Origin of the sequence: Micromonospora globispora, assembly GCF_003857015.1 — a bacterium.
Lineage (GTDB): Bacteria > Actinomycetota > Actinomycetes > Mycobacteriales > Micromonosporaceae > Micromonospora > Micromonospora globispora.
Genome location: NZ_QGGF01000574.1, coordinates 1 through 1,584, shown reverse-complemented (window position 1 = coordinate 1,584; position 1,584 = coordinate 1). Strand labels below are relative to the sequence as shown.

At 75.1% G+C, this 1,584-nt stretch carries 2 protein-coding genes; both read left to right on the top strand.

Translation table 11 applies throughout. From position 1 onward, the window contains the following. Window positions 1-427, top strand: a 427-nt coding sequence (locus DKL51_RS29230; RefSeq protein WP_260428705.1) for a PfkB family carbohydrate kinase, incomplete at its 5' end; no start/stop codon positions are given. A gap of 83 nt (window positions 428-510) precedes the next feature. Beyond that, window positions 511-1,509, top strand: a complete 999-nt coding sequence (locus DKL51_RS29225; protein WP_109947935.1) for a linear amide C-N hydrolase — start codon at window positions 511-513, stop codon at window positions 1,507-1,509. Window positions 1,510-1,584: the final 75 nt, after the last annotated feature.

Sequence of the window (1,584 nt, the reverse complement as noted above, 5' to 3'; positions counted from 1 at the left end):
GGACTCCGAGGGCGGCGCCGAGCTGCTTCGCCTCGCCGACGTGCTGCGCGCCGACGCGCGGGAGGCCGGGCTGCTCGTCGGTGACCCACCGAAGGACGCCGAGGCCGGCCTGCACGCCGGCCGGGAACTGCTCGGGCGGGGCCCGTCCCTGGTGGCCGTCGAGGTGGCCGGGGAGGGCAACGCCTTCGTCTGGGCGGACGGCGAGCTCTTCGTGCCGCTCAGCGAGACGCCCACAGTGGACAGCACCGGGGCCGGTGACGCGTTCGTCGCCGCGCTCACCGTCGGTCTGCTCCGCGGTGAGCCGCACGACCGGACCGCCCGGTACGCCGTCGCGGCGGCCGGCGCCACCGTCGGGCACCCGGGTGGTCGGCCGGCCCTCACCGGCGAGGCGATCGAGGAGCAGCTGGCCAGGATCCCGGCCTCCTGACGGCCGGCACGCCGCAGGTCGAAGGCGCCTGGTGATCGCTCCGGCGATGGACAACCATCTCTGCCTGCCATAGCGTCGCGAGCATGCGGAGGACCCTGCTCGCCACCGGCGTCACCCTGCTGCTCGCCGTCGCCTCCTGTGGAAGCCCGCAGTCCCCGGCGTCCCCGCCGGCCGCCGCCGGGATGCCGACCGCCTCCCGGCAGGACCCGGGCGAGGCCGAGCGGACCCTGGCCAGCCTGCGCAAGGTCGACGACCTGCCGCTGTACGAGATGACCTACGTCGGCGACTACGACCCGACGGTCGGCACGTCGGCCACACCGGAGGCGAGCCCGTTCGGCTGCTCGCTCTTCGCGGCCCTCGGTGACCGGACCCGGCCGCTGTTCGCCCGCAACTTCGACTGGGACCCGAATCCGGCGCTGGTGCTGCGGACCGACCCGCCGGACGGCTACGCCTCGGTGTCCCTGGTGGACATCTCGTACCTCGGCGTCGGGCCGGACCCGGCCGGTGACCGTCGGCTGCTCAACGCCCCGCTGCTGCCCTTCGACGGGATGAACGAACGCGGGCTCGCGGTGGGGCTGGCTGCCGACGACCGGGCGACCGCGCGCCCGGTGCCGGGTCGACCGACCGTCGGCTCGGTCCGCATCCTGCGCCTCGTGCTGGACAACGCGGCCACGGTGGACGAGGCGATCGCCGTGTTCGAACGCTACAACCTCGACTTCGACGGCGGTCCACCGCTGCACTACCTGCTCGCCGACGCCACGGGCGCGTCCTCGGTGATCGAGTTCGTCGACGGCACGATGCGGGCCCAGCGCGGGCGGGGCCGGTGGCAGGCGCTGACCAACGTGCCGGCGGTGGACGTACCGGAGCGGCAGCTGCGGCAGGACCACCGGTACGGGGTGATCGCCGAGGCGCTGGACCGGGCCGGCGGCGTGGTGGACGCCCCCGCCGCCCTGGCCGTCCTCGATTCCGTCCGGCAGCCGCACACCCGCTGGTCGGTCACGTACGGCCTGCGGACCGGCGAGGTGCGCCTGATCACCGCGACCGGCGGTGGCGAGCGGCGCTACCAGCTGCCGATGACCTGACGGCGACGGGCCCTGCCCGCCGGCCACCGGCCGACGGATCACCCCTCGACGGCAATCGGGGGAGTGGTGGTGTCC

Bases quoted from the DNA above. Each gene is read 5' to 3' on its own strand.
- DKL51_RS29225 (WP_109947935.1), top strand. From the start codon at position 511: ATGCGGAGGACCCTGCTCGCCACCGGCGTCACCCTGCTGCTCGCCGTC.